The sequence below is a fragment of the Ruegeria sp. BF12 genome (assembly GCF_056538705.1).
Map to the genome: position 1 here is coordinate 1 of NZ_JBQFTP010000020.1, position 25,166 is coordinate 25,166.

Below are 25,166 nucleotides of genomic sequence, written 5' to 3' on the forward strand. Positions count from 1 at the left end.
AGCGCAAGACAACGGTGAAGCACGACAAGCGCCGATACAAACGCCGCAACCGGATCGAGATCATGTTTGGCAGGCTCAAGGATTGGCGCCGTGTGGCAACCCGGTACGACAGGTGCCCGAAGGTCTTCCTCTTAGCAATCGCCCTCGCAGCTCTCGTCATCTATTGGCGATCAGTCCTGACCCTAGGTTGTAGTGCAACTTGCTCAATGTGATGTTAGAAGCCGCTGGTTGTACAGGTTGTACAACCGCGACCAGGAACCCATCCAGACACAGGCTACCCCCTGTTTCGATCCAAATTTGGCGCAAACACATTTTCAGGTTTTCTGCTGAAAGGTTGCAGTGTTGGGAAGGTCTGCTTCGCGGACAAAGCTGCCGTTTGCTGCGGCGCAGAGCTCCGGAACCAATTGAATGATTGCTCAGCAGACGGAGTGGACGAACAGAGCTAATTTCGCTGTCGGGTCCAAAACGCGGACCCTAATTGCCTATCTCAGGGCAAAAGCCTTCTTCTACTACAGGATCGATACATAGCTTTCGGCGGACGCTCTATCTAGAAAAAAGGCCAGCAGAAGAAAATACAACAATATTGGGACAGCAAAAATAGCCTTCCCTATTATAGGTTTTAGGGAGCCATTCTTGTCCGGGTCAAATGTTTCGGCCTCGGCGTCATCCAAAGGCGGGAATAGCTCCCTTTTGATTTGCTTAACCATAGTCAACTCGTAAAAAACTATTTATTCTTTTCAGACCTCACATTAACCGAGAGTTAACGCTCCACTTATTTCCGTTTTAGCAGTTTTTTTTGATCGCTGCTGGAGACAAAAACTTTAAAATTATTGCTACTGTTAACAGCCTTGTGTCCTCAAGTGATTCTTTTGATGACAAAGGCTAAGCTGTTAATGTTAAATTAAAAATAGCAACTCCTGAAAGTCGGATAGCTGCCACATTCTAGCCCTGTTTGAGCAACATTCTTAAGGACGGCCGTTGTACGTCACTGCCGGCCCGTATGTCTCTAAACGAGTAGGATTTCTGCCATGTTGAACTTCCTTAAAGTGAGCGTCTCCGCACTCGTACTGTCTGCATTTGTAGTCGCGCCAATCGTGACCGTTTTCGCCACCGATTACGCATACGCAAAAAATGGTAACGGAAAAGGTGGAGGTAACGGCGGCGGAAAGGGGGATAACGGAGGTGGCAACGGTGGCGGAAAGGGCGGCAACAGCGGTGAAAAAGGTGCCAAAAGGGGATTGGGTTCCGACAAAACGCTGAACAGGGCGAACACGAAGTCCGCCAGCAAAAGTCATATGTCAAAGAGCGGCAGTCGTTTAGGTCGAGCTATGAAGGAAGACTTTCAGGCTTTAGGCCGCAACCTAAAGCAAAACGGTGTCAAAGGTCTATTTAAAGGGAACAAGGGTAAGACCACCACAAAACGGACAAATAAAGCGATTGTTAAGCAATCCCCAAGACCAACAAGCAGAAAAGCAAAATTCCTTGATGATGGTACACTTGCCCCGCGCAACCTCGGCAAACTAAATGGTGCCATTAACTCCAGTGTAAATGCAAAACTTGCTCATATCGCGAACGGACAATATGCGAAAGGTACAGGGCCGGTAAGCCTAGCCGCTGGCCTTGCCGTAGCCGACGCAAGTTTCAATCATGTCATGGGTGAAGATTACGACTTGAGCCCTGAAGAAGTGAAGGAAATTGCTGCTGCGTATGAATATTTGGACACGGCACCTATGACGTTGGAGGAAGCTGAACAGGTTCTTGCCCAAGAGGCGGCCACTCCCGGTACGATTGCGCCTGAAGACTTGGAAACCGCACAATCAGTGAAAGAAGCGCACGACGTAACAACAGATGAGGACGGAAATAAGATAGGGCAGCCGACGGACGATCAGTTGGCGGCTGCGGAGGCGGTGCATGACGCGGAGGCCAGCCTGTTGGGGCATTACAAGGGCGATTTTTCCGAAGATGAAATCGTCGCAGAGGAACAGCAAGACCGCGTCCTTGGCGCCGTCCGTGCCTCCAATCCCGATGAAGAATCGGTAATATCCACACTTGGCACTTCGGTTGACGGAAGCATTTATTCGGACGACCAGGAGGACGATGATGCTGATGGTGAACCGAAGGGAGTGGATCAAACCCCGGATGGAGAGCCGGAAGACGAATTTGCAAGTAACGGCTGAACTCAAAGTTAGAGGCCCGAGAGCAAGGACTTAGACGCTATTTTTGACAGTGCCAGCCACCCGTCGGATTGAAACTGATCTACTAGTTGGGTGGCACTATCACTACATTGGGGACCACCTAAAACAAAACTGACGCGAAAATATATGGTCCGCTCTGGGTTCTATAAAGCAGTCATTCGCTGCCATTCGGTTGTATGGCTACTATGCGTGCAATATTGGCCGAAGCTAGGACAACACCTTAACCACTCAATTTAGGTTCTTCTAACAAAACCTGGGCATCTAAGATGGCACCGCAACAAAGCTATGTTTAAATTTTTCGCAAATATGCCCAAGAGACAAATCCCTTTAGACCACGCACACGTTGCAAGGACACGCGGCACCAACGGGTGCCGCCGGTCTGCTCGCAACTGTGAACTCTTAAAGCAGTTCCATTTGGAAGGCCCACTATCACGTTGAACCCTATTCCCGGTCCTGCACGCAATTTCAGCATGTCTCCGTCTTCAACGCCAAAAACCTCGTATTGTCCAAGAGAGGCTGCCGATGCGGATTGAGTTACGACAATGGCGCCTAGGAAAAATGCCACTAAGGGTAAGAAGAGTGCTCTGCGCATAACGTTAACCTGCCTGTTTCCTCAACTGCAATCTTAGCGCCTCTGATCATCAAGCGTAACTCCCTGACCAAAGAATGCGCGCGTTTAAACCGACCATTGAACTAAGCATCTTAAGTATTCCGAAGGTCAGGTTTGGCTCGATGCAGTCATTCGCATGATTGCAGTGAATGTCTACTTTGCGGACAAAGTAGCCGTTTGGTTTCACCACCCAGTGACTACCTTTCGATGAAATGAAACTACGACCAATCGAAAAGCACTTTTCCATAAGTTGGGGGATGGCCCACTCACAAACCACCCCCCCCCCCAGCCGAACTGGACTGCAAAGGTCCAGGACGGTTGACTATAAGCCTTCAATCGCGGTTTCTACTTGGCCGCAAAACTTATCAATATCGCGCTCAAGCATACCGCTTTCTCGGGTCTCATCTCTGACCGCAGATAGTTCATCTACAACTACCCGCAAATCTTCTTCTGGAGCTGCCTCGGCGATGCGCACCAAAGCTCGAATAAGAGCGGCCGTTACGAGGCCATTGCCCCTGGCAGCGCGTCTCAGTGCCGGCATCGAGTCGTGAAACAGTGACTCTGCAGTGATGGTCGGGTAAACCACCCGCGCGACCCCGTCGTCATGCCGAACGAGGGCAGCTACTACGACGAATTAGCCAGCGGGCGATCTGATTGAGGTTGCCGCCGATGCGCCCAATGGCCAGCACCAGCGCTGGATCGACACGTGGCACGGGCTTACGGCGGCGCGCCTCGGTGAGGCCAAGCGCCTCACGCAAGAGAGTCGCGGCGGGTAGGCCAGCAGCCTCGGCCTTGGCGCGCAGCTCGGCCTTCTCTGCCGCCGTGCATCGGAAGACAAAGGTCTCCGTCAGCGGCTCTTTTGCGCGGGTCTTGCCCGCGCCGGTGGGGTTCGAAGGGGAGGCTTGCCGCCCCACGCAAGGTCCCGTGTCATCCGCGCCAGCGTATGACGCGGGTCGCCTTGCTGTTTGCTCAGACCGCATGGCGGTGCTCCACGGTTGCCGACGTGTCGCGGATCAAATCTCGCAGCGATTTGAGCTGGTCCTGCCATTCAGCGCTACTCATCGGGGCCGGTGTCCGTGCCGAAAGCCAGAAGCCCAGGTGATGTTTATGCGGTGACAGGGGCAGGCTGCGTTCCAGCGTTGTCATGCCTTCCCTCTCCAGCCTCTCGTTCCAGTCCCGGACAAAGCAGATGCCCCTCGGCACGAATGCCAGACGCTGGCCGCCTGGGGTACGTTCTAAACGTGTTCCGCCCGATTGCCCTTCATCGGGCAAATCCGGCGCGGACGCGCGCCCTTGTTCTTTTCTAAGTTCTTGTTCTCTGTTCGGGGGGCGATCCTGTCCCCCTTTGCCGGACAGGTGTGTCCCGCTTTGCGGACAGGATTGTCCCCCATTGGCACGGCTTAGCGGGACAACCTTGTCCCCCTCCCGGCGGCGTTCGGTGGCTCGTTGAATGGCCGCTTTGGTCGGACGGTAGCGAGAGGAATTGCCCTTATTGGTTCCGCGTTCGACGGTCATGTAACCCGCCGCTTCGACCTTGTTCAGCGCTCGCTTGACCGACTTGGCGTGTTTGCCGATAGCCGCGCCAATGGTCTCAAATGACGGACGGCTCTCCCCGGTTTCGTGATCGGCATGGGCAAGCGCTAGGTAGAGCGCCACGCGCAAGGCGTTGTCGTCCAGCTCGTGGTCGGTGACCATTTCCAGAAGGTATTGCAGCTTGATCTTGCAGAAAGCGAGAACCTCAGACATTGGCCCCTCCAGCGATTGCGATCATGTCCGCGATTTGGTATCCATTCAGTGCAAACTTTTCGATTTGGCCGTTGACGCGGGTGCCAGCCCGGTCAGCGGCCTTTCGGTTTCTGAGGGGGCTGGACTCACCGAAACCCGCCTCAAAAACCGCATAATCCGGATCAAATCCGGACCGACCCTTAACAAGGGTCATGACAAGATGGGCTAAGTATCTGGAATTATTGGTCGGAGTGAGAGGATTCGAACCTCCGACCCCTGCCTCCCGAAGACAGTGCTCTACCAGGCTGAGCTACACTCCGACCGTGGCGCGTGATCTATACCCGGCGATTTGGATGTGCAAGAGGGATTTTTGGCGGCCAGCCTGAATAGCGCGTGACCGCTCGTACCTTGGTATTGCGTCAGGTCAGAACATCGGTCTTGTACAGTCGGATTTTTGTACCTCCATGATCCACAACGGGGCCCGGCTGCAGCAGCGGCAGGCGCGTTGAACGGGCCAGGGACGTATTGCTGGTCACAATGCCGACACGCCAGCCTTTGAACCGGGTTTGCAAAGCCTTACCCAAGCTACCGTACACGGATCGCAAGCGTTTTTCATCTCCGATCCGCGCTCCATAGGGGGGATTGACGATGACAAGACCCGCAGCCTTCGATGGGGGTTTGATTTCGCTAACGGAACGTGTCTGAAACATGGTGACCTCAGCCACTCCGGCGCGTTCGGCGTTTTTGGTGGAAGCGTCTATCGCTCCGGCATTGCGGTCCGAGCCATAAAAAGCCAGGTCCGCTTTGATAACGGGCTGTGGCTGGCGCATCGAAGACCAAAGGTCGGGGTCGAAACTGACCAAATCCTCAAAGGCAAAGTTGCGAGAGCGGCCAGGGCGCAGCCCCAACGCGATCTCGGCCGCCTCGATGACAAAGGTGCCGGATCCACACATCGGATCCAAAACCGGCTCCGTCCCGTCAAATCCGCACTCCCGCAGAAACATCGCTGCCATGGTTTCGCGCATTGGGGCTTTGGCGACTGCGGGTTTGTGGCCGCGCTTGTGCAAAGGATCGCCTGAGCTGTCGATGGAAAACGTGCATAAGTCCTTTTCAATGCGCAGAAGAACACGCACTCGGGCATCACTAGAAATCGGCACACCGAGGGTTTCGGTGATCGCCCGCTCGACGCGTTGCCGTGCGGCGCCGGCGTGGTAGATCCGGGATTTGCGGCTCGTCGCTTCGACTTTTATCGGAACATCAGGGTGCAAAAAGTCGGCCCAAGGGAATTTTCGCGCCCTCTTGTCCAGTTGCGCCAAATGAACTGCCGGAAACCCGCCCACGCGTACCAGAACCTTGTTCGCGCCGCGCAGGCAAAGATTAGCGCGCCAGACCTCTTGCCAGTTTCCCTGGCAGGTCACGCCTCCCGATACTATTTTTGCGCCCGCGAATCCCTGTTCGACCGCCTCGGCATGCAATGGGCTTTCAAGGCCAGGCGTGGCCACCAGAAAGATTTCAAGATCGTTGTTTGGTTCCATATTCCGGTGCTTACACCGGAAGCGTTATGGGTGCGACATGCAATTTTGATCGGCGAAAATGCCGGGCTTCAAAGGAAAGTGACATTTTCTCGGTAATTTCGGCGGTAACGGGTTTGCGTTTGCGACCGTCCCCGCGTAAAGGGTCCCTGATCAAAACGAAGCTTGGAACGGAATGCGGCGGAATACGCCTTTTTCTGCTCGCAGGCTCCCACATACAGATCGTTTTGTGCCACTATGCAGTGGCTGTAACGATGTGTTGCAGGAAAGAGGCTTGGAAGACCGTAGCGACATGCAAACTTTCAAACTGAAAAAAGGGTTGGAGTTGCCGGTGCAGGGTGCACCTGAACAAACAATCCAACCGGGGCCTGAATTCAGCACGGTCGGGGTTTTGGGGGCCGATTACCTGGGCCTGAAACCGCGTATGCTGGTTCAGGAAGGTGAAGTGGTTCAGCGGGGAACACCTCTGTTTTGCCACAAGGACGTACCAGAGGCGATGATGGTCGCCCCGCTCAGCGGCAAGGTCGTGGCCATCAACCGCGGGGCACGCCGGGTTCTGCAGAGTGTCGTTATCCAGGTATCTGACGCCAATGACACGGGTCTGGACTTCTCGGGGGTAGGTAACGCCGACAGTGCCGAAGGTGTGACCGCGCGGCTTTGTGCAGCTGGACTGTGGACTGCTTTCCGGACGCGGCCTTATTCGAAGATGCCCGCACCAGGCACCAATCCTGCAGCGATCTTCGTGACCGCGATGGACAGCGAGCCTTTGGCCGCTGACGCTGCTGTCATTATCAAGGATGCAGCCGACGCCTTTGCTGCCGGGTTGAGCGCTGTTACAAAATTGACCGAAGGCAAGACTTACCTGTGTCAAAAAGACGGTGCCTCGCTTCCGGGCGCCGACGTGCCGGGTGTTGAGGCCGCAGCATTCTCGGGACCTCATCCTGCAGGTCTGGCCGGAACGCACATTCACTTCCTTGAACCGCTGGCCGGTGAGAAGCAGGTCTGGACGATCGGCTATCAGGATGTCATCGCGATTGGCCGCCTGATGCAGACCGGCCACCTTGACCCGAGCGTTGTGGTTGCCTTGTCCGGCCCCGGTGCGCGCCAGCCACGTCTGATCCGCACAGTTATGGGTGCGTCGACCGACGATCTGACGCGTGACGAGATCAATGTGGAAGGCACGGCCCGCGTGATTTCCGGCTCGATCCTGTCGGGGCGCCATGCCGAGGGACCGCAAGCCTATCTGGGCCGTTTTGCACGCCAGATCAGCATCATCCGCGAGGATCACGACCAGAATACGCTGGGTTGGATTCTTCCGATGCCATCAAAGTATGCCGTGCAGCCGGTGTTGGGTTCGGCCTTTGCCAAGAAGTTGTTTGCCCTTACGTCAAACCTGAATGGCGGACGTCGTGCAATGGTGCCAACCGGCACTTTCGAAGAGCTGATGCCGCAGGACTACCTTCCGACACAGCTGCTGCGGGCTCTGTTGGTGATGGACACGGACTCCGCGCAAGCGCTGGGTGCACTGGAACTGGATGAAGAGGATCTGGGTCTGGTGGGTTTTGCCTGTCCAGCAAAATATGAATACGGGCTGGCGCTGCGCGACTGCCTGACCAAGATTGAAAAGGAGGGCTGATCCGAATGGGTTTGCGCAACTTCTTTGACCGGATCGAGCCGAACTTTACCAAGGGCGGCAAGTACGAGAAGTATTTCCCCATCTACGAGATGGTCGAAAGCTTCATCTACACTCCGAAAACCGTAACCTCCGTCGCGCCCCATGCGCGGTCTTATGTGGATATGAAGCGGATCATGACTTACGTCGTGATCGCGACGATCCCCTGTATCCTGTGGGGCATGTGGAACACTGGTTATCAGGCCAACTCCGCCCTTGCTACACTGGGTCCGGACGCGGCCACGGGCTGGCGGATCGCTCTGTTGCAGATGTTTGGCATTTCTCTGGACCCGTCCAGCCTGTTTGCCAACGTGATGCATGGACTGCTCTATTTCCTGCCGATCTATATTGTCACTCTTGTGGCTGGCGGTATTTTTGAGGTTATCTTCGCCACTGTGCGTGGTCACGAAGTAAACGAAGGTTTCCTTGTTACCTCAATGCTTTACACGTTGATCATGCCAGCGACCACGCCGCTCTGGCAGGTGGCCTTGGGCATTATCTTTGGCGTCGTAATCGGCAAGGAAGTGTTTGGCGGTACAGGGAAAAACTTCCTCAACCCTGCGCTTGTGGGACGTGCGTTCCTGTATTTCGCTTATCCGGCGCAGATGTCCGGGGATGCGGTTTGGACGCCCGTTGACGGTTTCTCGGGCGCAACTGCACTGGCCGTTTCGGCGGCAGATGGTTTCCAAGCGCTTGCGGCTGACGGTATCACCTGGTGGAACGCCTTCTTCGGGACCATTCAGGGCAGCTTTGGCGAGACATCCACATTGGCGTGTATGATTGGTCTGGCCTTCCTGCTGATGACCAAGATCGCCAACTATCGACTGATCTTGGGCTGTTTGGGGGGCACAATTGCGTTCACGTTGCTGCTGAACCTGATCGGCTCTGACACCAACCCGATGTTCGCGATGCCATGGTACTGGCATGTTGTCCTGGGCGGTTACGCCTTTGGTCTGGCCTTCATGGTGACCGAACCTGTTTCGGCAAGTCACACCAATCTGGGTCGGTACATCTACGGTGCGCTGATCGGTGTCATGGTTGTGTTGATCCGTGTGGTTAACCCTGCTTTCCCCGAAGGCATGATGCTGGCAATTCTGTTCGGCAACGTTTTTGCACCGCTTATCGACTACTTCGTCGTTCAGGCAAACATCAAACGGAGGGCGCGTCGCCATGTCTGATACGCAACCCCAAGAACCCAAGGGGGCGATTGCCCGGTTCCTGGCGGCCTCGCCGGACTCGGTTGGCAAGACGATCTTTGTTGCCGTCGCCGTCTGCCTGGTCGCTTCGATGGTCGTTTCAGCCGCCGCTGTCAGCCTGCGCCCGGTTCAGGAAGCAAACGCGCTGAAGGACAAGCAGGTAAACGTTTTGCAGGTCGCCGGTGTCTACAAACCCGGCATCAATGTGTCCGAAGCCTTCGCGGCGTTTGAACCTCACGTTCTGGAACTGGCTACCGGCGAATTCGTCGATGATCAGTTCGATCCGGCGACCTTTGACGACATCGCTGCCGCGAGTGATCCCGAGTTGAGCGTTGCTCTGGACAATGATCCGGCGGGTATTGGGCGTAAGTCCAAATACCGTGTGATCTATCTGCTGCGCGACGACGCCGGCGACCTGGATAAAGTCATCCTCCCGCTGCACGGTTACGGACTGTGGTCAACGCTCTATGGCTTTATCGCGCTGGAAAACAACGGCAACGATATCTACGGCCTGCAGTTCTATCAGCACGGTGAGACCCCGGGCCTTGGCGCCGAGGTGGACAACCCACGCTGGAAAGCGTTGTGGAACGGCAAGAAACTACGTGACGATGCGGGCGATCTGCAGATCACCGTCTCCAAGTCGCAACCCGCCGCTGGTCCTGAGTTCTATGTCGACGCGCTGGCCGGTGCCACGCTGACTTCAGTTGGTGTCGATAACCTGGTGAAATTCTGGATGGGCGATGCGGGCTACGCTCCGTTCCTGGCCAAGCTGCAAGCAGGAGAGTTCTGATGTCTCAAACCAAGAAAGAGATGCTGGTCGACCCGCTTGTCGACAATAACCCGATCACCCTGCAGGTGCTGGGTATCTGTTCGGCACTGGCGGTGACCTCTTCGCTGCAGGTATCCTTCGTGATGGCGCTGGCGGTGACCTTCGTTACCTCGTTCTCATCCTTTTTCATCTCTTGCCTGCGCAACCAGATCCCGGGCTCTATCCGGATCATCGTGCAGATGGTGATCATCGCGTCGCTGGTGATCCTGGTGGATCAGGTTCTAAAAGCCTACGCGTTCGAGATCTCAAAAACCCTGTCGGTTTTCGTCGGTCTGATCATCACCAACTGTATCGTGATGGGCCGCGCCGAAGCGTTTGCGATGAAGAACCCGCCCGTCGCGTCCTTCATTGACGGTATGGGTAACGGTATGGGCTACGGTCTGATCCTGCTGCTGGTCGGTTTCATCCGCGAGCTGTTCGGCAATGGGTCGCTGTTTGGCGTCACCATTCTGGAGACCGTCAACAATGGTGGCTGGTATGTGCCCAACGGCATGCTGCTGCTGCCACCGTCAGCGTTCTTTATCATCGGTCTGATCATCTGGGCCTTCCGCACGTGGAAGCCGAACCAGGTCGAAGAACGTGAATACAAAATCCAGCAGGTAGAGGCGCACTGATGGAAGGGCTTATCTCTCTGGCCGTAAAGGCCATCTTTGTTGAAAACCTCGCGCTCAGCTTCTTCCTCGGCATGTGTACCTTCATCGCCGTGTCCAAGAAGATCTCAACCGCGCTGGGTCTGGGCATCTCGGTGATGGTTGTGCAGGCGATCACCGTGCCGACGAACAACCTGCTGCTCAGCTATCTGCTGAAGCCGGGTGCGCTGGCCTGGGCCGGCTTCCCGGATGTGGACCTGACTTTCCTTGGCCTGATTTCCTACATCGGCGTGATCGCCGCGATGGTTCAGATCCTTGAGATGGTATTGGATAAGTACTTCCCGCCGCTCTATAACGCGCTGGGGATCTTCCTGCCGCTGATCACTGTGAATTGCGCCATTCTGGGCGGCTCGCTGTTCATGGTCGAGCGTGACTATAACTTCGCTGAGGCAGCGACCTATGGTCTGTCTTCGGGCTTTGGCTGGGCGCTGGCGATCACTGCAATGGCGGGCGTGCGCGAAAAGCTGAAGTACTCGGATATTCCGGATGGTCTGCAGGGTCTCGGCATCACCTTCATCACCGCGGGACTGATGGCGATGGCCTTCATGTCCTTCTCGGGCGTGAAGCTGTAAGGAGGCGTCGATGGAAACTTTTAGCCTGGGCGTCGTCCTTTTTACCCTGATCGTTATTGCGCTGGTTGCCATCATTATGGCCGCGCGCTCGAAACTGGTTTCGACCGGAGATGTGAACATCACCATCAACGGTGAGAAAACCATCTCCGTTCCTGCGGGCGGAAAACTTCTGCAAACACTGGCGGCTGAGAAGCTGTTCGTCCCGTCGGCCTGTGGTGGCGGTGGTACTTGTGCGCAGTGCCGCGTGCGTGTGCATTCGGGCGGTGGGTCTATCCTGCCGACCGAAGAAAGCCACATCACCAAGCGCGAAGCTGCCTGCGGCGATCGCCTGTCCTGCCAGGTTGCGGTCAAGCAGGACATGGACATTGAAGTCCCGGAAGAGGTCTTCGGGGTCAAAAAGTGGGAATGCACGGTGCGTTCGAACGAGAACGTAGCGACCTTCATCAAGGCGCTGACGCTGGACCTGCCTGAAGGTGAGGATGTGAATTTCCGCGCCGGTGGCTACATCCAGATCGAAGCTCCTGCGCACCAGCTTAAGTACACTGATTTCGATGTGGAAGAAGAGTACCGCGAGGATTGGGATCGCTTCAATCTTTGGCAGTACGAGTCGGTTGTGAACGAGCCGATCGAGCGCGCCTATTCAATGGCGAACTACCCGGACGAAAAAGGCATGATCATGTTGAACGTCCGGGTTGCATCGCCGCCTCCGGGATCCGAAGGTATCCCGCCGGGTCAGATGTCGTCCTACATCTTCAACCTGAAACCGGGTGACAAGGTCACGATCTCGGGTCCGTTTGGTGAATTTTTCGCCCGCGAAACTGAAAAAGAGATGGTCTTCATCGGTGGCGGTGCCGGTATGGCGCCGATGCGCAGTCACATCTTCGACCAGCTCAAGCGTCTTGAGAACCGCAACCGCAAGATCAGCTTCTGGTATGGTGCGCGTTCGAAGAAAGAGATGTTCTTTGTCGAAGACTTCGACTCGCTAGCCGAAGAGTTCGACAACTTTGAATGGCACGTGGCCTTGTCGGATGCACAGCCTGAGGACGATTGGAAAGGCTATACCGGCTTTATCCATAACGTTCTTTTCGAGGAATACCTCAAGAACCACCCGGCACCCGAGGACTGCGAGTTCTATATGTGTGGTCCGCCAATCATGAACCAGTCGGTCATCAACATGCTGCTGGATCTGGGCGTGGACCGCGAAGACATCATGCTCGACGATTTCGGCGGATAAGAGACAAAGAAACCGGCGCTCATAGCGCCGGTTTTTACTTTGGCGTCACAGACGCAAGCCGCTGGCCTAAACGGGTAGAACGGATTTCACGTCGAATATGATGCTGGTTTCTTTCCCATAAGCACGGATCTTTGCAGGATCGACATCCAGAAACTCCCTATGTGCAGCGGCCAGAACCATCCCGTCATAGCTTCGCTCCGGTGGCGTTTCGACAAGTGAGATACCGTATCCGCGTGCTCCTCGGCCGTGTCGACGTGAGGGTCGTACGTATCGACCGCGATGCCATAGTCCTACAACTCGTTAATGATGTCGACGACCCGAGTGTAATGCAGATCGAGCCAGTTTTCCTTGAAAGTCAGTCCCATGACCAGCACCGGCGCCGATCCCATGTCGGTCCCGCTGCGCGTAGTACGGCGTTGGTATCAATGTCGAGACGCCCAAAGATCATCGCCAATTCGTTGACCAATGCGATGTTCAGATCGCGTCGCGTGTTTTCGATGACCTTCGCGGCTTTGGCTACGCGGATACTTCGGCTTTGCGCGTGCCAACGGCGACGATCCGGGCGTAAAGCGCGTCTATCAGATCGGCAACTTCCGGAGTTGAGCCTGAAGTCACCTTACAGATATCCGGAAACCGGTGTGTTTTGTCCCAAGGATTGATCCGTTCGGGGCGGTAGCCCGCAATGAAGTCCGTTTTGAACGCCAACCCGGAAACGCGTTTGAGTACTGGTACGCGGTCTTCTTCGGTTGCGCCGGGGTAGACCGTAGATTCGTAGATCACCAAATCGCCCTTTATCAGAAAGTGCCCGACGGTTTCGGACGCGCTTAGTAAGGGGGAGAAATCCGGTTGTTTGCCCACTGTGCTGGCGTTGGAACGGTGGAGATAAAGGTATCACATGCCGCCAAATCGGCGGGGTTCGTCGCAAAGGTCAGGCCTGTCGCTGCAGCCAGATCTTCCGGAACGATTTCCTGTATACTGTCCCGACCCGCGCGCAACGCCTCGGTTGATATCGAACCCGTCTTTTAAATCGGTCCGGGGAGGATACCCAGTCAAGTGTTGCAGCAGATCGTTGTTGGCCCAGGTCGCCGGGACGTCGCACATCTGCATCTGCATGTGGTTTCGGATTGCTATCTTTCCGACGGCTTCATTGATCGCATCACGAAATCCCTTTGCCGGATTTTTTTTCGCCATATACGATATTGACCACGCGCCACGGTGGGTTGTCGAAAGGCTGTCAACGTCCAAGGGCGGGACTTCAATCAGCAGTCTGATCCCCCGCACCAAGTCATCCACTCAGTTAAAATCCCGGTACATATCGCCGTGATCGCAGATATCGATCGGGCGATCATCCAGCATGGCATCCAAGAATTATGGAGCGCCAGGTCAGAGCGTTCCAAGGTGCCGTAAACGGTAAAGAACCGAAACATCGTTGTCGTCGGCAGGTTCCAAAGATGCGCGTAGGAGTGGCTCGTGGCCTCGTTCGACTTCTTGGTGGCGGCGTAGTTGGTCGGCGGCGTGTCAGCTTTTTCAACTTCGGCAAATGACATCAATTCAATTGCGCTGTAAACCGAGGACGTGGAGGTCATCAACAGGCGCTGAACTACATGTTGGCGCGCGACGTCCATGATATTGAAGGTGCTGACGATATTCGGGCGATATAGCTGCGTGGATTTTCAAGGCTGTATCGCACACCAGCTTGGCTTGAAAGGTGGACGATCACTTCTGGCTGAAAGTCCTCGGCAACCTGTAACGGTCTTTCAGCGTTTTCCAGCAAGTCCTAGGTCGCCGAGAACCCGAAATCCTTCGGCGAGGCAGCTTCGCCAGATGGAAGCCGATGAACCCTGCTGTGTCAGTAGCCAGAACCCGCTTCATTCCGCCCTCGACCTATGACCTGCTTTATTGCACCAGCAAGGGTACCTTCGGCCGCACAAGGTCAAGGGGAAATGCTGCCGGACCGGTCAGCCGACGATCATTTGCTTCATGCGAAGTGCTTCGTATTCCAGCTCCTTCAAGCGGTAATGAACCACGTCTCCAATTGTGATGATACCGCGCAGGTTGCCGTCGCTTAGAACTGGCATATGCCGGAACCGTCCTTCGGTCATGGTTTTCAGGACATCATTCAAAAGATCGTCCGGCGCGCATGTCTTAACCTCGCGCGTCATCAGATCCTCAACGGACTGAGGCAGAGTCTGACCGGGCGTATCTGCCATTCGTCTTACGATGTCACGCTCGGACAGGATGCCCTGCAATGCACCGTTCTGATCGGTCACGACAACGGCGCCGATCCGTTTTTCCTTGAGAGTGTTCACGACCGAGTGGATCGTGTCATTTGGGCGCACCGCAAAAACAGCATCCCCTTTGCCCTCAAGCAGTTTTGCCACTGTTGTCTGGGTGTGCGACAGGTTCGATTCAACCGACTGACTGTGCGTGGTTGTATCGGCCTTGTCGCCACGGGTGGGGGGCTGATATGAGGTTGGGGCCATTGGCAATCTCCTCTTATTTTTGAGATGGCTTTATCTACACCTTAGCGCAGCCAATCGGTCTGTATAGGGTGCAAATGCCGCAACAGGGGAAAACTGCCACAAAACAAGGATATCCAGCCTGTTGTCTGACCTATACCTGACACCGCCCATTGCCGCGCTGATTTTCTTTGCGGTCGTTGTCTGTGGGCATAATTTTCGAATGGCGTGGAAGCAGCAGGCCACGGGCTGGCAGAAAAAGGCCTGGTTGTTTGGCGTGCCTGCAGGCGTTGGATTGCTGGTGCTTGGGTTCCTGCCGCTAAAGCTCTGATGCCGGTTTGACTCTGCGGGGGGCCGCTGGCATATGCCGGGCACGGTTTTCCTCAGGAGGTCTCTCGATGCGCCTATTGCCTGTTTTGGCTGTCGCAACACTTGTTTCCGGCTGTCTCTTTGACAAAGAACCCGAAGTGGTGCGCCTGTCGGGTGAGACCATGGGCACCACCTTCAACGTCACGGCCATCGGCACGGATGTGGATGAGGACGCACTAGCCGTGGCAGTCGAAGAGACCCTGGCCGAAGTCAACGCCAAGATGTCCAACTGGGACCCGAATTCCGAGGTTTCGACTTTTTCCGCATCGACCAGTACTGAACCGACCGAAGTTTCGGACGAATTCGCATTGGTCATTGCTGCGGCAAACGATGTGCATGAAAAAACGGGCGGTACCTTTGATGTCACCCTTGGCCCACTGATCGAGCTTTGGGGCTTTGGTCCTCGCAAACCCGAAGATCCAGTGCCATCGGACGCCGAGATTCAGGCAGCACTCGACAGCGTCGGTCAGGCGCGTTTGCTGACGTTGAACAGCGAAAACGGTACCCTGGCAAAGTCGGATGCCGGGGTGGGTATCAATCTGTCCGCAATTGCCAAAGGGTACGGTATTGATGCGGTAGCCGGTGCCCTGCGCGACGCCGGGATCGAAAACTACATGGTCGAGATCGGTGGCGATCTCGTGACTATGGGCCAGAATGACAAGGGCGAGTCCTGGCGGATCGGGATCGAGAAACCGGAAGCAGGCGCCCAGAACATTCAACTGATCGTCGAGTTGGATAACCTCGGTATGGCGACCTCGGGCGATTACAAGAACTTCTTCGAACAGGACGGTGTGCGTTATTCGCACATCATAGATCCAACGACGGGACGCCCGGTCACGCATCATACGACTTCGGTGACTGTTTTGGCGGAAAATGCGATGATGGCGGATGCCTGGGCGACTGCAATGTTGGCTCTGGGTCAGGAAAAGGGCATGGAGCTGGCCGAAGAGAATAAACTTGCCGTGTATTTTATCTCGCGGGATGTGACAGGTGGCGAAGATGCCTATATCACGGTACACAGTACCGCGTTCAAAGACGCCTTGGGCACCAACTGACGGGTAGGGACCGGAATGAGCACCTTTATCATAGCTTTCTTTCTGCTGCTGATCATCGTGGTCGGCATGTCTCTTGGTGTTATGCTGATGGGTAAGACGATCAAGGGCAGCTGCGGCGGCCTGAACGCGATTTCGGGCGCGGACAAATGCGTGGTCTGCAAGAAAGATGTCGACCCGAACAGCCCCTTGCGCGATCAGTTGCAATGCAAACGCGCCAGGAAAATGCTGGACCAGATGGAACGTCAGGCCTAACGGCAGTTTGCGCTTCGCTCTTAGGGTGAAACTGGCTAAGTAATCCCCGAAGAAGTTCGGGGAGGACGCAGACTTGGCCGAAGCCAAAAACATCCTGTTCATCATGTTCGACCAGCTGCGCTGGGATTACCTGAGCTGTTACGGCCACCCGCATCTACAAACCCCGAACATTGACCGGTTGGCTGCGAAAGGCGTGCGGTTTAACCGCGCCTATATCCAGTCACCGATCTGCGGCAGTTCCCGCATGTCCTCGTATACGGGGCGCTATGTGCACTCACACGGCGCCTCGTGGAATGGCATTCCTCTGAAGGTTGGCGAGATCACCATGGGTGATCATCTGCGCAAGGCCGGCATGGATTGCTTCCTGGTCGGCAAAACCCATATGCGCGCGGATGCTGAAGGGATGGCGCGGCTGGGTCTGGAGCCCGACAGCCTGATCGGGGCGCGTGTGGCAGAATGCGGGTTTGACGTATTCGAACGAGACGACGGAATGCTGCCCGAAGGTCCGGACGGCTATTACGATCCGGATGGAGCGAAGGAATACAACAAGTATCTGACCGCTAAAGGGTACGAGAGTGACAACCCCTGGCACGACTTTGCCAATTCTGGACTGGATGCGGATGGCAACGTCCTGTCTGGCTGGTTTCTGAAAAACTCGGCTGAGCCCGCGAATATCGCTGAAGAGGACAGCGAAACCCCCTATCTGACGGCGCGGGGCATCGAATTCATGGAAATGCATGATGGCCCGTGGTGCTGTCACCTGAGTTTTATCAAGCCGCATTGGCCTTACATTGTGCCGGAACCCTACGCTTCGATGTTTGGCCCCGAGCATGTGTTGCCCGTGGTTCGGTCCGAGGCCGAGCGTCAGAACGCCCATCCGGTTTTGCGGGCGTTCATGGACACGAAGATCGGCCAAACATTCTCGCGCCAGGACGTGCGCAATGCGGTGATCCCGGCCTATATGGGGCTGATCAAACAGGCTGACGACCAAATGGGACGCCTGTTCGATTGGATGGAGAAGACGGGCCGGATGGAGGACACGATGATCGTGCTGACCTCGGATCATGGCGACTTTCTGGGCGACCACTGGATGGGAGAGAAAACATTCTTCCACGATGCCTCAACCAAGGTGCCATTAATCATCTACGACCCGTCGCCCGAGGCTGACGCGACCCGCGGTACAGTCAGCGATGCGCTGGTCGAGTCTATCGACCTTGCCCCAACGTTTGTGGATGTGGCAGGCGGAGAGATCGCGGGCCACATCCTTGAGGGGCATTCCCTGCTGCCGATCCTGCAAGGGCAGCACGCGGAAACGCCACGTGATGTGGTGATTTGCGAGTACGACTACTCGGCCTCACCGATAGCAGACATGCTGAACGCCTCGGTCAGGGATGCGGTGATGTTCATGGCGGCCAACAAGAAATGGAAGCTGATCCATTGTGAAGGCGGGCACCGGCCAATCCTCTTTAATCTCCAAAACGATCCAGAGGAACTCACCGATCTCGGAGACAGAGCGGACCATGCTGATGTTATCGCCGAGATGTACGAACATCTGTTTGCCTGGACACGCCGCCAATCGCAGCGCACAACCCGATCGGAACAGCAGTTGATCGAGATGCGGACCAAAAGCCGGGGCAGGGGAGTTGTGGTCGGGGTTTATGACGAAAACGATGCGCCGTTGGACCTGACCATCAAGTATCGCGGCCGCAAAGCGCGCCCATATCAGGAAATCAGAAACAGGGAATGAGCCGTCGGGCATTAATTCTGGTCGCCAGCGCATAAAATACGGTTCAATTGCCAAAGGTCAGAAGATACAAGACCGAGAAAGAGCAGAAATCCGGAGAGCCTCAATGACCGCCCCCAAACCCGTCGTCCTGTGCATTCTTGATGGTTGGGGCCTGTCCGATGACACGCAATCCAACGCGCCTTATCTGGCGAATACTCCGACTTTCGATGCGATCATGGCCAACGGGCCGCACGCCACGCTGATCACGCATGGGCCGGATGTCGGATTGCCCAGCGGTCAGATGGGCAACTCTGAGGTGGGCCATACCAATATCGGTGCGGGGCGGGTTGTTGCGATGGATCTGGGGCAGATCGATCTGGCGATTGAGGATGGCAGTTTCTTTGAAAACGAAGCTTTGCAGGCATTCATCGCCAAGGTGAAGTCAGCAGGTGGGACGGCGCATCTGATGGGCTTGGTCTCGGACGGTGGGGTGCACGGTCACCTGAACCATATCGTTGCGGCGGCCAAGGCGATAACAGATGCGGGTGTTCCGGTGGCGTTGCATGCCATTACGGATGGGCGTGACGTTGCACCAAAATCCGCATTTACCTATCTGGCGGAGCTTGAAGATCGGCTGCCCGACGGCGCGCGTATCGTCACCGTCAGCGGGCGGTATTTTGCAATGGACCGGGACAATCGCTGGGAACGCGTCAGTGAAGCCTATGATGCGATGATCACCGGCCAAGGCCGTGCCGCCGCGACTGCGCATGGGGCTGTGGATCACGCCTATAATCAGTCGGAAACGGATGAGTTTATCGTGCCCACGGTACTTGTAGGCTATGACGGTGTAAAAGATGGCGACGGCTTTTTCTGCCTGAACTTCAGGGCCGACCGCGCCCGAGAAATCCTGCGGGCCATTGGTGAGCCGGACTTTGCAGAGTTCGACACTGGCCTGCGCCCGCAGTTGTCTGCTTTGCTGGGCATGGTCGAGTATTCAGACGGCCACAACGCCTACATGACGACCGTGTTTCCCAAACGGGATATCGTGAATACCCTGGGTGAATGGATTGCCAAGAAGGGTTTGCGACAGTTCCGTCTGGCCGAGACCGAGAAATACCCCCATGTCACCTTCTTCCTTAATGGGGGGAAGGAAACACCCGAGGAAGGCGAAGATCGCTACATGCCGAAATCGCCTAAAGTTGCGACTTATGACTTGCAGCCCGAGATGTCGGCACCCGAGGTAACCGACAAATTCGTCGAGGCCATCGAGGCGGGTTATGATCTGATCGTCACCAACTATGCCAACCCGGATATGGTCGGTCACACGGGTGATCTGCAGGCTGCCATCGAGGCCTGCGAGGCTGTCGATCAGGGTTTGTCTCAGGTTGTCGCCGCATTGAACAAGGTGGGTGGCGCGATGATTGTCACGGCCGATCACGGCAACTGCGAACTCATGGTCAATCCGGAAACCGGCGGCCCGCACACGGCACATACGCTGAACCCGGTGCCGGTGGCATTGGTCGGTGGACCAGAGGGCGCGGTTTTGCGCGATGGTCGTCTATCCGACCTGGCTCCAACGTTGCTCGACCTGATGGGGCTTGAACAACCGCCGGAGATGACGGGTCAGAGCCTGCTTTCATGAGGGTTCGCGCGCTTATCCTGGCGATGCTTTTGGCGTCGCCCGCCAGCGCTCAGAGCGATCCGTCAACGGCGGCGTTGAATGCCGCGCGGATGCTGGAACGGGCTTCGATCAACCTGACCGAAGCGGACGGCGCCCGTGATCGCGTTCGTGCCCTTACCGAGACCATTCAAGCCTATGAGGCCGGGTTGTCCGCGATGCGGGACGGTTTGCGCATGGCTGCGACGCGAGAGGCGCAGTTGACTGCGGAATTGCGTGCCCGGGAAAAGGACGTGGCGCAGCTGTTGGGCGTGCTGCAGACTATCGAAACAACGGCGCCCCCGGTTCTGATGCTGCATCCGTCGGGGCCCCTTGGGTCAGCGCGGGCGGGTATGATGTTGTCCGAGGTCACGCCCGGCCTGAACGCCCGCGCGCAGGCGCTGGCCCGCGATCTGAAGGAGGTCCAAACGCTCCGCCAATTGCAGCAAAGCGCCTCGGAAACCTTGGTCGAAGGCCTGACCGGCGTCCAAAATGCTCGCACCTGGCTCAGTGAGGCAATTGCCGACCGCACCGATTTGCCGCGCCGTTTCGTCGAAGATCCGGTGCGAACGGCGATCCTGATCTCGTCGACCGAGACATTGGACGGATTTGCCAGTGGCTTGTCCGAAATCTCCGAGGGTGAGATTGCCGAGACAAACGCAGATGTTTCGGACAGGAAAGGGCGGATTTCCTTGCCAACCCAAGGGGTCATTCTCCATCGCGCAAATGAGACCGATGCAGCGGGCGTGAACCGCCCCGGAGTGGTTCTGGCAACCCGACCACGTGCAATTGTTACATCCCCGACAGCAGCAACAATCCGGTACCGTGGACCGTTGCTGGAGCTTGGGAATGTGATGATCCTTGAGCCTCAACCAGGTTTGTTGTTCGTGTTTTCGGGCCTTCAGGAGGTTTATGGTGACACCGGTCAGGTGATTCCCGAAGGGACACCGGTTGGGCTAATGCCCGGTGAAACGCCTGAAATCGGCGCTATTTTGTCAACAAGCAGTGATGGCACTGGAACTGACCGGTCAGAAACGCTCTATATAGAGGTAAGACAGAACAATACCCCCGTGGACCCGGAAGCGTGGTTTCGGACCGACAAGGATGGATAAACGAGTATGAAGAAATTTCTGATGGCTGGCCTGGCCGGTACCGTGGCAGGCGTAATCGCAACAACACAGATCGCCGGGCCTTTGCTGGCGCAAGAGGCCGACCGTAAGGCCAGTGTTTATGAGCAACTTGATCTGTTCGGCGATATTTTTGAACGCATCCGCGCCCAATATGTCGAAGAAGTTGAGGCCGAAGAGCTGATCGAAGCGGCCATTGATGGCATGCTGACATCGCTGGACCCGCATTCCAGTTACCTTTCGCCCGATGATGCCGAACAGATGCGCGTTCAGACGCGGGGCGAGTTCGGCGGACTTGGTATCGAAGTCACGCAGGAGGAAGGCTTTGTTAAAGTCGTCTCGCCAATTGACGACACGCCGGCGGATGAGGCCGGGATCGAAGCAGGCGACTTCATCACCCATGTTGATGGTGAAAGCATTCTTGGCCTGACGCTGGACAAGGCCGTTGATCTGATGCGCGGACCGGTCGGGTCTGAAATCGTCATCACAGTTGTTCGGGAAGGTGAACAGGAGCCCTTTGATGTCACCATCATCCGCGACACGATCAAGCTGACGGCAGTTCGCGCCCGGACCGAAGGCACCAGCGTTGTTCTGCGTGTGACCACGTTCAACGACCAGACGTTCCCGAACCTGCAAGAGGGTTTGAACGAGCAGATCGAGGAGGCCGGCGGCCTCGAGAAGGTAAACGGCGTCGTTCTGGATCTGCGGAACAATCCCGGTGGATTGCTGACGCAGGCTATCAAGGTCTCGGATGCATTCCTGAACGAAGGTGAGATTGTTTCCACCCGCGGTCGCGACCCAAGCGATGGAGAACGGTTCAACGCAACACCGGGCGATTTGGCGGAAGGCAAGCCGATAGTTGTGCTGATCAATGGTGGTTCGGCCTCTGCTTCCGAGATCGTTGCCGGCGCGCTGCAGGATCACCGCCGCGCGATTGTCGTCGGAACCAAGAGCTTTGGCAAAGGTTCGGTTCAAACGGTCATGCCATTGCGTGGTGATGGCGCAATGCGCCTGACCACCTCGCGCTATTATACGCCGTCAGGGCGTTCGATTCAGGCGCTGGGTGTCAGCCCGGACATCATCGTTGAACAGCCACGTCCGACACCGGATGCCGAGGAAGACAAAGCAAACGCGCGCACACGGTCCGAAGCGGACCTGCGCGGCAGCCTGAACAACGACAGTCTGAGCGAGGACGAAGTCCGTCAGATCGAAGAAGACCGTGCCAAAGCCGAAGCTACGGCTGAGCTGCGGGAAGAGGATTATCAGCTGGCCTACGCCATTGACATCCTCAAGGGTCTGTCGGCGTTCAATCCTACTGGCGGGCCGTCCCAGTAAATCGGAAATAGAGGCCGCCGATATCGGCGGCCTTTTTGCAAGGTTAGGGCTTAGCTCTCGACCTTGTGGAGTTTCTCTTCGTCCAGCATCATCGCCAGAATAACTCCAATCGAGACCGAAATGGCTGCGAACACAAACGCCATGTTCATGCCGATGTCGAATGCGGAGGCGATGGCGGATTTGACTTTTTCGACCTCTTCCGAGCTCAGTTTTTCTATGACCGCACGGGCCGTGTCGGTTGTAAGCGACCCACCGTTGATGGCTCGTTGATCGGCCTCTGACATGTCTATCCCATCCGCTGCCAGTTGTTTGCCAAGATTGGACAGGCTGGTGGCATACATAATCGCCGTTGCGCAGGCGACGGATATCGCGCCATAAACCAGGTGCGTCATGAAGCTAAGGCCGCCAACAAGACCTGCGCGCTCGGGTTTGACTGCGCATACGGCGGCCGTGCCCGAGGGCCCTACGGTCAACGTTGCACCCAGCCCGATCATCGCCATTCCCGGCAAAATCTGAAAGTAACCCCATCCGATAGGCATAACGACTATGCTCAGCGCGCCGATCGTTGCGATCATGTACCCCCAGAACAGCAGGCGTTTCGGACCGAAATCGTTGTAAAGCGAGCCCGAGACAATCGAGCCGACGGCCAGAAGGACCGTCAGTGGAGCCAGTCCAACCGCCGATTCAAATACGGACCAGCCCAGAACTTTTTGCATGTATTGCGGAAAGTACAGCAGCCCGACAAAGGCAGCGGAAACATTGAACATATTCAGCCCTAACGTGATACGAAATTCGCGGTTCTGCATCATCTGCGGCAGCAACAGCGGCTCTTTCACGCGCTTTTCGACCTTGGGGAACAGGAAGAACAAGACCGCGCTCACAAAGAACAGCATCAGCAACGGGACTGAGTTCCAGCCCCAATCGGCGCCTACGTCCAACCCATAAAGCAGCAGAAGAACAGCGAAAGACAGTATGCCCATTCCGGCAAAGTCGATGTGCTCACCCTGTTTGTGGTGGGTTTCGCGCTCCATGAGGACAAGGGCGGTAATCATCGAAATGGTCGAAAATACCACGTTGGCAAGGAAGAACAGCCGCCAGTCGCCAAAGTTCACCGCTGCGCCGCTGATCAGGGGGCCAAAAACATTGCCGCAGGTCACGCCTGCAAGGATCATCCCCATGATCATGGCGCGATGCTCGGGGCGAGAGACTTTGGTCGCACCGAAGGCAAGTGTGCAGGGCCAGACACAGCCTGCTCCGATACCCTGCAGCGCACGGGCACCGATCAGAAAGTCGAGGCTGGGCGAAACAAAGCACATGACGGAGGAAAACAGAAAAATCGACAAGCCGATGATCATCATCTTGCGATGCCCGAACATGTCGCCCATCCGGCCTCCGGCGACCATGGTCATGGCGAAGAACAGTGCATAGATGTTCAGAACCCACTGGGTGCTGGTGATATCTGCATCAAAACTGTTCTCGATGGCAGGGACCAGAATTAGGGCACCGGTAAAGTCGATACCGATACCAAACCCTGTCACCATCAGGGCGATAACTTTGACGATACTGCTGCGGTCCATATGCGCACCCGGATTGCTGCGGATGACGTTAATGATGCACGGAAATCAAAGGAAAGATAGGGAAACTGCCCTTGCCGAGCGGCTCGACCGTCAGTCCGTCGAAGCCTGAGAGCGTCGAAATGCCCGTTTCAGCATGTCCAGTTCAGCGCGCAATAACGCAACTTCGGACCGCAAATCGTCGTCGGCGGGAGCCCCGGCAATTATCGTAAAGTCCCCGAGTTTCTGCGACGTCAACGTGTCCGCAATCACAAAGCAATGGACCCCTTCGGATACCGCTGCAAGGGGTACCGGCACGGTGATCTCCCAACCTCCATCGATTGCCGACAAAAGGACATTATCAAGCACCTGGTCCAGATAGCGCACTTCGATGGCAGGTTCTGTTTCTGTTTGCAGAATTCCGCGCCAAATACCGTTTTCGAACAGGGTGGGTGTCAGGATCGGTTGTGTCATGGACATGTTCTCACAAGTCGGCGCGGTGGTGGCGGCAAAAGGTCAGGTCTCGGATGACCACGCGGTTCATTGCCGGATTGCTCAGAACCAGATCCAGCCAGATCTTGTCGATACGCCGCTCGTTCAGGGGCAGTTTGGCAAGGTCGAAATCCAGTGAGTTCGAGAGGGCAGACAAATCCAGCGCCCGTGGTACGGAATCGGTATTGGGGCCGTGCTGAATATTGAGCCGAGCGAAAATCTCTAGTGGGCGTTCGGTCTCAATCAGCGCATCAACACGAATAAGATGCTGCCGGGTCAACCCCTCGGCGGCCTCGGGCGGTAGATCCAGGGACAGGGATAGAAAAGTACCTGAAAAGCCAAAGACCTCTATGCTGAGCCCGAAAGCTGCCAGATCTTTTTCATCTGTGTTTCGTGATTGCCGAACGCCGATCTCGGACAAGGTACAGTCATGAAAGATCCCCACCTGCCGATCCAGCTCCGCCCTGCGCGGGATCGAGGCTGTGCCAAGTTGGGGTAGCGGATCGCGCCACAATTCCGGGCGCCAGCTCCAGTCAGTACCCAGAGGTTTCGGGAACTGGGTTGATCCAATCAAGGGCCGCGTCAGCCGACCGTTTGCTTCATGTATCAACCGGTCCAGCTGTACCCGTAATCTGCGCGCCTCGTCGCGCTGTTGGCGCAATTGCGGTGTCGTGGCCCCGACCGCGCCTTGCGCAGCCCGCCGCCAACGCGCAAGCGCTTTGCGGTGTAAATATCGATCCAGAAGTCTGCCCATGGTCCCATCGTCTGAACTTGACCCTCTTTAGTCAAAGACGGTGGCAAGGATAAGACCGAATGCGCGAATTTGCGGATAATTCTGCCCACCTGTTGACACGCTTGTGACTGGGCATCGCCGATGACGTCTGCTAGGGCGACCGCCGTTCTTGCAATCAACCAGGACTGTGCGT

The 25,166-nt window shown here is 56.3% G+C and carries 26 protein-coding genes, 1 tRNA gene and 1 pseudogene; 15 read left to right on the plus strand and 13 right to left on the minus strand.

All coding sequences use genetic code 11. The features are described from left to right. The coding region (locus tag ACR0J0_RS21270) for a transposase (RefSeq protein WP_480665992.1) at nucleotides 1-212 on the plus strand (212 nt) is incomplete at its 5' end. Between the two features lie 816 nt (nucleotides 213-1,028). After that, a complete protein-coding gene (locus tag ACR0J0_RS21275) occupies nucleotides 1,029-2,177 on the plus strand; it encodes a hypothetical protein (protein ID WP_480665993.1) in 1,149 nt (382 codons plus the stop codon). A gap of 307 nt (nucleotides 2,178-2,484) precedes the next feature. On the opposite strand, the gene ACR0J0_RS21280 is transcribed toward ACR0J0_RS21275, so the two are convergent. The 6 genes from ACR0J0_RS21280 to ACR0J0_RS21305 all read right to left on the minus strand — a co-directional run bounded on the left by ACR0J0_RS21280 (nucleotide 2,485) and on the right by ACR0J0_RS21305 (nucleotide 6,065). Further along, nucleotides 2,485-2,787 (minus strand): SH3 domain-containing protein, encoded by a 303-nt coding sequence (locus ACR0J0_RS21280; RefSeq protein ID WP_480665994.1) that lies wholly within the window; start codon nucleotides 2,785-2,787, stop codon nucleotides 2,485-2,487. A gap of 620 nt (nucleotides 2,788-3,407) precedes the next feature. Continuing rightward, the gene (locus ACR0J0_RS21285) at nucleotides 3,408-3,785 is read right to left on the minus strand and encodes a plasmid mobilization protein (protein WP_480665995.1); all 378 of its coding nucleotides are present in this window, start codon (nucleotides 3,783-3,785) and stop codon (nucleotides 3,408-3,410) included. Further along, nucleotides 3,775-4,551 (minus strand): helix-turn-helix domain-containing protein, encoded by a 777-nt coding sequence (locus tag ACR0J0_RS21290; RefSeq protein ID WP_480665996.1) that lies wholly within the window; start codon nucleotides 4,549-4,551, stop codon nucleotides 3,775-3,777. The genes ACR0J0_RS21285 and ACR0J0_RS21290 overlap by 11 nt, the downstream gene beginning before the upstream one ends. Next, the gene (locus ACR0J0_RS21295) at nucleotides 4,544-4,744 is read right to left on the minus strand and encodes a hypothetical protein (RefSeq protein ID WP_480665997.1); all 201 of its coding nucleotides are present in this window, start codon (nucleotides 4,742-4,744) and stop codon (nucleotides 4,544-4,546) included. The genes ACR0J0_RS21290 and ACR0J0_RS21295 overlap by 8 nt, the downstream gene beginning before the upstream one ends. Before the next feature lie 29 nt (nucleotides 4,745-4,773). Then, nucleotides 4,774-4,850: transfer RNA gene (locus ACR0J0_RS21300), tRNA-Pro, on the minus strand. 99 nt (nucleotides 4,851-4,949) lie between these two features. Beyond that, the gene (locus tag ACR0J0_RS21305; protein ID WP_480665998.1) at nucleotides 4,950-6,065 is read right to left on the minus strand and encodes a THUMP domain-containing class I SAM-dependent RNA methyltransferase; all 1,116 of its coding nucleotides are present in this window, start codon (nucleotides 6,063-6,065) and stop codon (nucleotides 4,950-4,952) included. A 289-nt stretch (nucleotides 6,066-6,354) separates the two neighbouring features. Between ACR0J0_RS21305 and ACR0J0_RS21310 the strand changes: the two genes are divergently transcribed. Genes ACR0J0_RS21310 through nqrF form a run of 6 tightly spaced genes read left to right on the plus strand, consistent with a single transcriptional unit; the run spans nucleotide 6,355 to nucleotide 12,215 of the window. After that, nucleotides 6,355-7,698 carry a Na(+)-translocating NADH-quinone reductase subunit A gene (locus tag ACR0J0_RS21310; RefSeq protein WP_480666042.1) on the plus strand — a complete coding sequence of 448 codons (1,344 nt, stop codon included), beginning with the start codon at nucleotides 6,355-6,357 and terminating at the stop codon, nucleotides 7,696-7,698. 5 nt (nucleotides 7,699-7,703) lie between these two features. Beyond that, nucleotides 7,704-8,912, plus strand: a complete 1,209-nt coding sequence (locus ACR0J0_RS21315; RefSeq protein ID WP_480665999.1) for an NADH:ubiquinone reductase (Na(+)-transporting) subunit B — start codon at nucleotides 7,704-7,706, stop codon at nucleotides 8,910-8,912. After that, a complete protein-coding gene (locus ACR0J0_RS21320; protein ID WP_480666000.1) occupies nucleotides 8,905-9,720 on the plus strand; it encodes a Na(+)-translocating NADH-quinone reductase subunit C in 816 nt (271 codons plus the stop codon). Before ACR0J0_RS21315 ends, ACR0J0_RS21320 begins: the two co-directional genes overlap by 8 nt. Then, on the plus strand, nucleotides 9,720-10,373 hold the full coding sequence (locus ACR0J0_RS21325; RefSeq protein WP_170614094.1) for an NADH:ubiquinone reductase (Na(+)-transporting) subunit D: 654 nt from the start codon (nucleotides 9,720-9,722) through the stop codon (nucleotides 10,371-10,373). Before ACR0J0_RS21320 ends, ACR0J0_RS21325 begins: the two co-directional genes overlap by 1 nt. After that, nucleotides 10,373-10,981 (plus strand): NADH:ubiquinone reductase (Na(+)-transporting) subunit E, encoded by a 609-nt coding sequence (nqrE, locus tag ACR0J0_RS21330; RefSeq protein WP_010441340.1) that lies wholly within the window; start codon nucleotides 10,373-10,375, stop codon nucleotides 10,979-10,981. Before ACR0J0_RS21325 ends, nqrE begins: the two co-directional genes overlap by 1 nt. 10 nt (nucleotides 10,982-10,991) lie before the next feature. Further along, entirely contained in the window at nucleotides 10,992-12,215 is a 1,224-nt protein-coding gene (gene nqrF / locus ACR0J0_RS21335) for an NADH:ubiquinone reductase (Na(+)-transporting) subunit F (RefSeq protein ID WP_480666001.1), read from the plus strand. Nucleotides 12,216-12,570: 355 nt separating this feature from the next. Here the strand turns inward: nqrF and ACR0J0_RS21340 are convergent, their stop codons facing one another. From ACR0J0_RS21340 to ACR0J0_RS21355, 4 genes and pseudogenes are all read right to left on the minus strand, one after another. Beyond that, entirely contained in the window at nucleotides 12,571-12,681 is a 111-nt protein-coding gene (locus tag ACR0J0_RS21340) for a hypothetical protein (protein ID WP_480666002.1), read from the minus strand. 50 nt (nucleotides 12,682-12,731) lie between these two features. Continuing rightward, complete coding sequence (locus tag ACR0J0_RS21345) at nucleotides 12,732-13,073, minus strand: hypothetical protein (protein WP_480666003.1); 342 nt, start codon at nucleotides 13,071-13,073, stop codon at nucleotides 12,732-12,734. 156 nt (nucleotides 13,074-13,229) lie between these two features. Then, nucleotides 13,230-14,087: pseudogene (locus ACR0J0_RS21350) on the minus strand (NAD-dependent epimerase/dehydratase family protein); the annotation flags it as partial. A gap of 86 nt (nucleotides 14,088-14,173) precedes the next feature. Further along, on the minus strand, nucleotides 14,174-14,698 hold the full coding sequence (locus tag ACR0J0_RS21355) for a CBS domain-containing protein (protein ID WP_480666004.1): 525 nt from the start codon (nucleotides 14,696-14,698) through the stop codon (nucleotides 14,174-14,176). Nucleotides 14,699-14,819: 121 nt separating this feature from the next. Between ACR0J0_RS21355 and ACR0J0_RS21360 the strand changes: the two genes are divergently transcribed. From ACR0J0_RS21360 to ACR0J0_RS21390, 7 genes are all read left to right on the plus strand, one after another. Beyond that, nucleotides 14,820-15,005 (plus strand): hypothetical protein, encoded by a 186-nt coding sequence (locus tag ACR0J0_RS21360; RefSeq protein WP_480666005.1) that lies wholly within the window; start codon nucleotides 14,820-14,822, stop codon nucleotides 15,003-15,005. A gap of 67 nt (nucleotides 15,006-15,072) precedes the next feature. Further along, nucleotides 15,073-16,098 carry an FAD:protein FMN transferase gene (locus tag ACR0J0_RS21365; protein ID WP_480666006.1) on the plus strand — a complete coding sequence of 342 codons (1,026 nt, stop codon included), beginning with the start codon at nucleotides 15,073-15,075 and terminating at the stop codon, nucleotides 16,096-16,098. Nucleotides 16,099-16,113: 15 nt separating this feature from the next. Next, nucleotides 16,114-16,350, plus strand: a complete 237-nt coding sequence (nqrM, locus tag ACR0J0_RS21370) for a (Na+)-NQR maturation NqrM (RefSeq protein WP_480666007.1) — start codon at nucleotides 16,114-16,116, stop codon at nucleotides 16,348-16,350. Nucleotides 16,351-16,423: 73 nt separating this feature from the next. Then, on the plus strand, nucleotides 16,424-18,097 hold the full coding sequence (locus ACR0J0_RS21375; protein ID WP_480666008.1) for a sulfatase-like hydrolase/transferase: 1,674 nt from the start codon (nucleotides 16,424-16,426) through the stop codon (nucleotides 18,095-18,097). Nucleotides 18,098-18,200: 103 nt separating this feature from the next. Then, a complete protein-coding gene (gene gpmI, locus ACR0J0_RS21380) occupies nucleotides 18,201-19,718 on the plus strand; it encodes a 2,3-bisphosphoglycerate-independent phosphoglycerate mutase (protein WP_480666009.1) in 1,518 nt (505 codons plus the stop codon). Then, a complete protein-coding gene (locus ACR0J0_RS21385) occupies nucleotides 19,715-20,845 on the plus strand; it encodes a murein hydrolase activator EnvC family protein (protein WP_480666010.1) in 1,131 nt (376 codons plus the stop codon). The genes gpmI and ACR0J0_RS21385 overlap by 4 nt, the downstream gene beginning before the upstream one ends. 6 nt (nucleotides 20,846-20,851) lie before the next feature. Continuing rightward, nucleotides 20,852-22,195 (plus strand): S41 family peptidase, encoded by a 1,344-nt coding sequence (locus ACR0J0_RS21390; protein ID WP_480666011.1) that lies wholly within the window; start codon nucleotides 20,852-20,854, stop codon nucleotides 22,193-22,195. Nucleotides 22,196-22,245: 50 nt separating this feature from the next. Here the strand turns inward: ACR0J0_RS21390 and ACR0J0_RS21395 are convergent, their stop codons facing one another. The 3 genes from ACR0J0_RS21395 to ACR0J0_RS21405 form a co-directional block, all read right to left on the minus strand. Next, nucleotides 22,246-23,772, minus strand: coding sequence for an MFS transporter (locus tag ACR0J0_RS21395; RefSeq protein WP_480666012.1), 1,527 nt, complete (start codon nucleotides 23,770-23,772; stop codon nucleotides 22,246-22,248). Between the two features lie 90 nt (nucleotides 23,773-23,862). Continuing rightward, the gene (locus ACR0J0_RS21400; protein WP_480666013.1) at nucleotides 23,863-24,222 is read right to left on the minus strand and encodes a hypothetical protein; all 360 of its coding nucleotides are present in this window, start codon (nucleotides 24,220-24,222) and stop codon (nucleotides 23,863-23,865) included. A gap of 10 nt (nucleotides 24,223-24,232) precedes the next feature. Further along, nucleotides 24,233-24,994 (minus strand): DUF6478 family protein, encoded by a 762-nt coding sequence (locus ACR0J0_RS21405; protein ID WP_480666014.1) that lies wholly within the window; start codon nucleotides 24,992-24,994, stop codon nucleotides 24,233-24,235. Nucleotides 24,995-25,166 lie beyond the last annotated feature (172 nt).

Bases quoted from the DNA above. Each gene is read 5' to 3' on its own strand.
- ACR0J0_RS21275 (WP_480665993.1), top strand. From the start codon at position 1,029: ATGTTGAACTTCCTTAAAGTGAGCGTCTCCGCACTCGTACTGTCTGCA.
- ACR0J0_RS21280 (WP_480665994.1), bottom strand. From the start codon at position 2,787: ATGCGCAGAGCACTCTTCTTACCCTTAGTGGCATTTTTCCTAGGCGCC.
- ACR0J0_RS21285 (WP_480665995.1), bottom strand. From the start codon at position 3,785: ATGCGGTCTGAGCAAACAGCAAGGCGACCCGCGTCATACGCTGGCGCG.
- ACR0J0_RS21290 (WP_480665996.1), bottom strand. From the start codon at position 4,551: ATGTCTGAGGTTCTCGCTTTCTGCAAGATCAAGCTGCAATACCTTCTG.
- ACR0J0_RS21295 (WP_480665997.1), bottom strand. From the start codon at position 4,744: ATGACCCTTGTTAAGGGTCGGTCCGGATTTGATCCGGATTATGCGGTT.
- ACR0J0_RS21305 (WP_480665998.1), bottom strand. From the start codon at position 6,065: ATGGAACCAAACAACGATCTTGAAATCTTTCTGGTGGCCACGCCTGGC.
- ACR0J0_RS21310 (WP_480666042.1), top strand. From the start codon at position 6,355: ATGCAAACTTTCAAACTGAAAAAAGGGTTGGAGTTGCCGGTGCAGGGT.
- ACR0J0_RS21315 (WP_480665999.1), top strand. From the start codon at position 7,704: ATGGGTTTGCGCAACTTCTTTGACCGGATCGAGCCGAACTTTACCAAG.
- ACR0J0_RS21320 (WP_480666000.1), top strand. From the start codon at position 8,905: ATGTCTGATACGCAACCCCAAGAACCCAAGGGGGCGATTGCCCGGTTC.
- ACR0J0_RS21325 (WP_170614094.1), top strand. From the start codon at position 9,720: ATGTCTCAAACCAAGAAAGAGATGCTGGTCGACCCGCTTGTCGACAAT.
- nqrE (WP_010441340.1), top strand. From the start codon at position 10,373: ATGGAAGGGCTTATCTCTCTGGCCGTAAAGGCCATCTTTGTTGAAAAC.
- nqrF (WP_480666001.1), top strand. From the start codon at position 10,992: ATGGAAACTTTTAGCCTGGGCGTCGTCCTTTTTACCCTGATCGTTATT.
- ACR0J0_RS21355 (WP_480666004.1), bottom strand. From the start codon at position 14,698: ATGGCCCCAACCTCATATCAGCCCCCCACCCGTGGCGACAAGGCCGAT.
- ACR0J0_RS21365 (WP_480666006.1), top strand. From the start codon at position 15,073: ATGCGCCTATTGCCTGTTTTGGCTGTCGCAACACTTGTTTCCGGCTGT.
- nqrM (WP_480666007.1), top strand. From the start codon at position 16,114: ATGAGCACCTTTATCATAGCTTTCTTTCTGCTGCTGATCATCGTGGTC.
- gpmI (WP_480666009.1), top strand. From the start codon at position 18,201: ATGACCGCCCCCAAACCCGTCGTCCTGTGCATTCTTGATGGTTGGGGC.
- ACR0J0_RS21385 (WP_480666010.1), top strand. From the start codon at position 19,715: ATGAGGGTTCGCGCGCTTATCCTGGCGATGCTTTTGGCGTCGCCCGCC.
- ACR0J0_RS21390 (WP_480666011.1), top strand. From the start codon at position 20,852: ATGAAGAAATTTCTGATGGCTGGCCTGGCCGGTACCGTGGCAGGCGTA.
- ACR0J0_RS21395 (WP_480666012.1), bottom strand. From the start codon at position 23,772: ATGGACCGCAGCAGTATCGTCAAAGTTATCGCCCTGATGGTGACAGGG.
- ACR0J0_RS21400 (WP_480666013.1), bottom strand. From the start codon at position 24,222: ATGACACAACCGATCCTGACACCCACCCTGTTCGAAAACGGTATTTGG.
- ACR0J0_RS21405 (WP_480666014.1), bottom strand. From the start codon at position 24,994: ATGGGCAGACTTCTGGATCGATATTTACACCGCAAAGCGCTTGCGCGT.